Below are 5,513 nucleotides of genomic sequence, written 5' to 3' on the forward strand. Positions count from 1 at the left end.
CAACAGCCATATAACTGGTAGCTTTAAGCGGCTCACCTTTAGCATCAACAGGCCACAACCAACCAGAACGTGAAAAAGCGTCCTGCGTGTAGCGAACTGCGATGGGCATACTGTAACCATAAGGCCACGTATTTTGCAAGCTATTTAACTGGCGGCGATTGCGTACCCGACGACCAAAATTAGGGTCAACGCTACCTGTAGGAAGTGTCCGCATAAAGTGCACCGCATGGAAATGAAGACGGCCATTAGCTGTACCATACTCAGGCACACAAAAATACTGATAGCAGTCGGCGTGTGAATCATTAGCCTTGCGACCCTCGGCAGCAAGAACCATACGACCAATATCACGAAAATAGTCACGCAAAGCATTGGGATTATCATAAAACGCCTCTAATCGGTCGTCAGCCAACGTGAGAGTGTCAAAAACGATAAACCAACCATCAGCATGAGCCTGTCGCATTGCATTCATCAAACGCTGAATAGCAAAGCCTCTACGCGATTTCATAGTGGAGGCCTCCAGCAATCTTGAACACTCATCCTTAATACCTTTCTTTTTGGGGTAATTATACTCATCGCGAATATCCTTAAGAGGGCGTTCAGCAGCCAGCTTGCGGCAAAACTGCGTAACCGTCTTCTCGTTCTCTAAAAACCATTTTTCGTCCCCTTCGGGGCGGTGGTCTATAGTGTTATTAATATCAAGTTGGGGGAGCACATTGTAGCATTGTGCCAATTCATCCATTAACTTCTCAGTAACAGATACAAACTCATCACGAACGTCAGAAGCAGCCTTATGGCCGTCAACATACATATCACCATTATCGAACTCAACGCCCTGCATACGAAAAGACAGAATCTCTTCCAAGAGCTTGATGCGGTTATCCATCTGCTTATGGAAGCCAAGCATTGGGGATTGAGAAAGAGTAGAAATGCCACAAGCCTCAATAGCAGGTTTAAGAGCCTCGATACGCTCAAAGTCAAAATAATCAGCGTGACATTCAGAAGGGTAATAAGAACGAACCATAAAAAAGCCTCCAAGATTTGGAGGCATGAAAACATACAATTGGGAGGGTGTCAATCCTGACGGTTATTTCCTAGACAAATTAGAGCCAATACCATCAGCTTTACCGTCTTTCCAGAAATTGTTCCAAGTATCGGCAACAGCTTTATCAATACCATGAAAAATATCAACCACACCAGAAGCAGCATCAGTGACGACATTAGAAATATCCTTTGCAGTAGCGCCAATATGAGAAGAGCCATACCGCTGATTCTGCGTTTGCTGATGAACTAAGTCAACCTCAGCACTAACCTTGCGAGTCATTTCTTTGATTTGGTCATTGGTAAAATACTGACCAGCCGTTTGAGCTTGAGTAAGCATTTGGCGCATAATCTCGGAAACCTGCTGTTGCTTGGAAAGATTGGTGTTTTCCATAATAGACGCAACGCGAGCAGTAGACTCCTTCTGTTGATAAGCAAGCATCTCATTTTGTGCATATACCTGGTCTTTCGTATTCTGGCGTGAAGTCGCCGACTGAATGCCAGCAATCTCTTTTTGAGTCTCATTTTGCATCTCGGCAATCTCTTTCTGATTGTCCAGTTGCATTTTAGTAAGCTCTTTTTGATTCTCAAATCCGGCGTCAACCATACCAGCAGAGGAAGCATCAGCACCAGCACGCTCCCAAGCATTAAGCTCAGGAAATGCAGCAGCAAGATAATCACGAGTATCCTTTCCTTTATCAGCGGCAGACTTGCCACCAAGTCCAACCAAATCAAGCAACTTATCAGAAACGGCAGAAGTGCCAGCCTGCAACGTACCTTCAAGAAGTCCTTTACCAGCTTTAGCCATAGCACCAGAAACAAAACTAGGGACGGCCTCATCAGGGTTAGGAACATTAGAGCCTTGAATGGCAGATTTAATACCAGCATCACCCATGCCTACAGTATTGTTATCGGTAGCAAGCACATCACCTTGAATGCCACCGGAGGCGGCTTTTTGACCGCCTCCAAACAATTTAGACATGGCGCCACCAGCAAGAGCAGAAGCAATACCGCCAGCAATAGCACCAAACATAAATCACCTCACTTAAGTGGCTGGAGACAAATAATCTCTTTAATAACCTGATTCAGCGAAACCAATCCGCGGCATTTAGTAGCGGTAAAGTTAGACCAAACCATGAAACCAACATAAACATTATTGCCCGGCGTACGGGGAAGGACGTCAATAGTCACACAGTCCTTGACGGTATAATAACCACCATCATGGCGACCATCCAAAGGATAAACATCATAGGCAGTCGGGAGGGTAGTCGGAACCGAAGAAGACTCAAAGCGAACCAAACAGGCAAAAAATTTAGGGTCGGCATCAAAAGCAATATCAGCACCAACAGAAACAACCTGATTAGCGGCGTTGACAGATGTATCCATCTGAATGCAATGAAGAAAACCACCATTACCAGCATTAACCGTCAAACTATCAAAATATAACGTTGACGATGTAGCTTTAGGTGTCTGTAAAACAGGTGCCGAAGAAGCTGGAGTAACAGAAGTGAGAACCAGCTTATCAGAAAAAAAGTTTGAATTATGGCGAGAAATAAAAGTCTGAAACATGATTAAACTCCTAAGCAGAAAACCTACCGCGCTTCGCTTGGTCAACCCCTCAGCGGCAAAAATTAAAATTTTTACCGCTTCGGCGTTATAACCTCACACTCAATCTTTTATCACGAAGTCATGATTGAATCGCGAGTGGTCGGCAGATTGCGATAAACGGTCACATTAAATTTAACCTGACTATTCCACTGCAACAACTGAACGGACTGGAAACACTGGTCATAATCATGGTGGCGAATAAGTACGCGTTCTTGCAAATCACCAGAAGGCGGTTCCTGAATGAATGGGAAGCCTTCAAGAAGGTGATAAGCAGGAGAAACATACGAAGGCGCATAACGATACCACTGACCCTCAGCAATCTTAAACTTCTTAGACGAATCACCAGAACGGAAAACATCCTTCATAGAAATTTCACGCGGCGGCAAGTTGCCATACAAAACAGGGTCGCCAGCAATATCGGTATAAGTCAAAGCACCTTTAGCGTTAAGGTACTGAATCTCTTTAGTCGCAGTAGGCGGAAAACGAACAAGCGCAAGAGTAAACATAGTGCCATGCTCAGGAACAAAGAAACGCGGCACAGAATGTTTATAGGTCTGTTGAACACGACCAGAAAACTGGCCTAACGACGTTTGGTCAGTTCCATCAACATCATAGCCAGATGCCCAGAGATTAGAGCGCATGACAAGTAAAGGACGGTTGTCAGCGTCATAAGAGGTTTTACCTCCAAATGAAGAAATAACATCATGGTAACGCTGCATGAAGTAATCACGTTCTTGGTCAGTATGCAAATTAGCATAAGCAGCTTGCAGACCCATAATGTCAATAGATGTGGTAGAAGTCGTCATTTGGCGAGAAAGCTCAGTCTCAGGAGGAAGCGGAGCAGTCCAAATGTTTTTGAGATGGCAGCAACGGAAACCATAACGAGCATCATCTTGATTAAGCTCATTAGGGTTAGCCTCGGTACGGTCAGGCATCCACGGCGCTTTAAAATAGTTGTTATAGATATTCAAATAACCCTGAAACAAATGCTTAGGGATTTTATTGGTATCAGGGTTAATCGTGCCAAGAAAAGCGGCATGGTCAATATAACCAGTAGTGTTAACAGTCGGGAGAGGAGTGGCATTAACACCATCCTTCATGAACTTAATCCACTGTTCACCATAAACGTGACGATGAGGGACATAAAAAGTAAAAATGTCTACAGTAGAGTCAATAGCAAGGCCACGACGCAATGGAGAAAGACGGAGAGCGCCAACGGCGTCCATCTCGAAGGAGTCGCCAGCGATAACCGGAGTAGTTGAAATGGTAATAAGACGACCAATCTGACCAGCAAGGAAGCCAAGATGGGAAAGGTCATGCGGCATACGCTCGGCGCCAGTTTGAATATTAGACATAATTTATCCTCAAGTAAGGGGCCGAAGCCCCTGCAATTAAAATTGTTGACCACCTACATACCAAAGACGAGCGCCTTTACGCTTGCCTTTAGTACCTCGCAACGGCTGCGGACGACCAGGGCGAGCGCCAGAACGTTTTTTACCTTTAGACATTACATCACTCCTTCTGCACGTAATTTTTGACGCACGTTTTCTTCTGCGTCAGTAAGAACGTCAGTGTTTCCTGCGCGTACACGCAAGGTAAACGCGAACAATTCAGCGGCTTTAACCGGACGCTCGACGCCATTAATAATGTTTTCCGTAAATTCAGCGCCTTCCATGATGAGACAGGCCGTTTGAATGTTGACGGGATGAACATAATAAGCAATGACGGCAGCAATAAACTCAACAGGAGCAGGAAAGCGAGGGTATCCTACAAAGTCCAGCGTACCATAAACGCAAGCCTCAACGCAGCGACGAGCACGAGAGCGGTCAGTAGCAATCCAAACTTTGTTACTCGTCAGAAAATCGAAATCATCTTCGGTTAAATCCAAAACGGCAGAAGCCTGAATGAGCTTAATAGAGGCCAAAGCGGTCTGGAAACGTACGGATTGTTCAGTAACTTGACTCATGATTTCTTACCTATTAGTGGTTGAACAGCATCGGACTCAGATAGTAATCCACGCTCTTTTAAAATGTCAACAAGAGAATCTCTACCATGAACAAAATGTGACTCATATCTAAACCAGTCCTTGACGAACGTGCCAAGCATATTAAGCCACTTCTCCTCATCCAACGCGTCAGTTTTTGACAGAATCGTTAGTTGATGGCGAAAGGTCGCAAAGTAAGAGCTTCTCGAGCTGCGCAAGGATAGGTCGAATTTTCTCATTTTCCGCCAGCAGTCCACTTCGATTTAATTCGTAAACAAGCAGTAGTAATTCCTGCTTTATCAAGATAATTTTTCGACTCATCAGAAATATCCGAAAGTGTTAACTTCTGCGTCATGGAAGCGATAAAACTCTGCAGGTTGGATACGCCAATCATTTTTATCGAAGCGCGCATAAATTTGAGCAGATTTGTCGTCACAGGTTGCGCCGCCAAAACGTCGGCTACAGTAACTTTTCCCAGCCTCAATCTCATCTCTCTTTTTGCGTTCTGCTTCAATATCTGGTTGAACGGCGTCGCGTCGTAACCCAGCTTGGTAAGTTGGATTAAGCACTCCGTGGACAGATTTGTCATTGTGAGCATTTTCATCCCGAAGTTGCGGCTCATTCTGATTCTGAACAGCTTCTTGGGAAGTAGCGACAGCTTGGTTTTTAGTGAGTTGTTCCATTCTTTAGCTCCTAGACCTTTAGCAGCAAGGTCCATATCTGACTTTTTGTTAACGTATTTAGCCACATAGAAACCAACAGCCATATAACTGGTAGCTTTAAGCGGCTCACCTTTAGCATCAACAGGCCACAACCAACCAGAACGTGAAAAAGCGTCCTGCGTGTAGCGAACTGCGATGGGCATACTGTAACCATAAGGCCA

The 5,513-nt window shown here is 44.8% G+C and carries 9 protein-coding genes; all 9 read right to left on the minus strand.

The genetic code is table 11. The features are described from left to right. Positions 1 to 1,060, minus strand: a 1,060-nt coding sequence (locus So717_RS22820; protein ID WP_498049708.1) for a replication endonuclease, incomplete at its 3' end; no start/stop codon positions are given. Between the two features lie 24 nt (positions 1,061 to 1,084). Next, positions 1,085 to 2,071, minus strand: a complete 987-nt coding sequence (locus So717_RS22825; protein WP_000466547.1) for a Minor spike protein — start codon at positions 2,069 to 2,071, stop codon at positions 1,085 to 1,087. 8 nt (positions 2,072 to 2,079) lie between these two features. Then, on the minus strand, positions 2,080 to 2,607 hold the full coding sequence (locus So717_RS22830; RefSeq protein WP_000487867.1) for a hypothetical protein: 528 nt from the start codon (positions 2,605 to 2,607) through the stop codon (positions 2,080 to 2,082). A 110-nt stretch (positions 2,608 to 2,717) separates the two neighbouring features. Beyond that, positions 2,718 to 4,001: a major capsid protein gene (locus tag So717_RS22835; protein ID WP_000065572.1), complete on the minus strand. Its 1,284-nt coding sequence runs from the start codon at positions 3,999 to 4,001 to the stop codon at positions 2,718 to 2,720. Positions 4,002 to 4,037: 36 nt separating this feature from the next. After that, entirely contained in the window at positions 4,038 to 4,154 is a 117-nt protein-coding gene (locus tag So717_RS22840; protein WP_000033471.1) for a phage DNA packaging protein J, read from the minus strand. Then, on the minus strand, positions 4,154 to 4,612 hold the full coding sequence (locus So717_RS22845; protein WP_000084700.1) for a scaffolding protein D: 459 nt from the start codon (positions 4,610 to 4,612) through the stop codon (positions 4,154 to 4,156). Before So717_RS22845 ends, So717_RS22840 begins: the two co-directional genes overlap by 1 nt. Continuing rightward, the gene (locus tag So717_RS22850; protein ID WP_016670801.1) at positions 4,609 to 4,848 is read right to left on the minus strand and encodes a phage DNA packaging protein C; all 240 of its coding nucleotides are present in this window, start codon (positions 4,846 to 4,848) and stop codon (positions 4,609 to 4,611) included. The genes So717_RS22845 and So717_RS22850 overlap by 4 nt, the downstream gene beginning before the upstream one ends. Continuing rightward, positions 4,781 to 4,933: a hypothetical protein gene (locus So717_RS22855; protein WP_435988044.1), complete on the minus strand. Its 153-nt coding sequence runs from the start codon at positions 4,931 to 4,933 to the stop codon at positions 4,781 to 4,783. The genes So717_RS22850 and So717_RS22855 overlap by 68 nt, the downstream gene beginning before the upstream one ends. Then, on the minus strand, positions 4,866 to 5,513 hold a 648-nt coding region (locus So717_RS22860; protein ID WP_000327188.1), incomplete at its 5' end, for a replication endonuclease. The genes So717_RS22855 and So717_RS22860, both read right to left, overlap by 68 nt.

The organism is Roseobacter cerasinus, assembly GCF_009811755.1.
GTDB lineage: Bacteria > Pseudomonadota > Alphaproteobacteria > Rhodobacterales > Rhodobacteraceae > Roseobacter > Roseobacter cerasinus.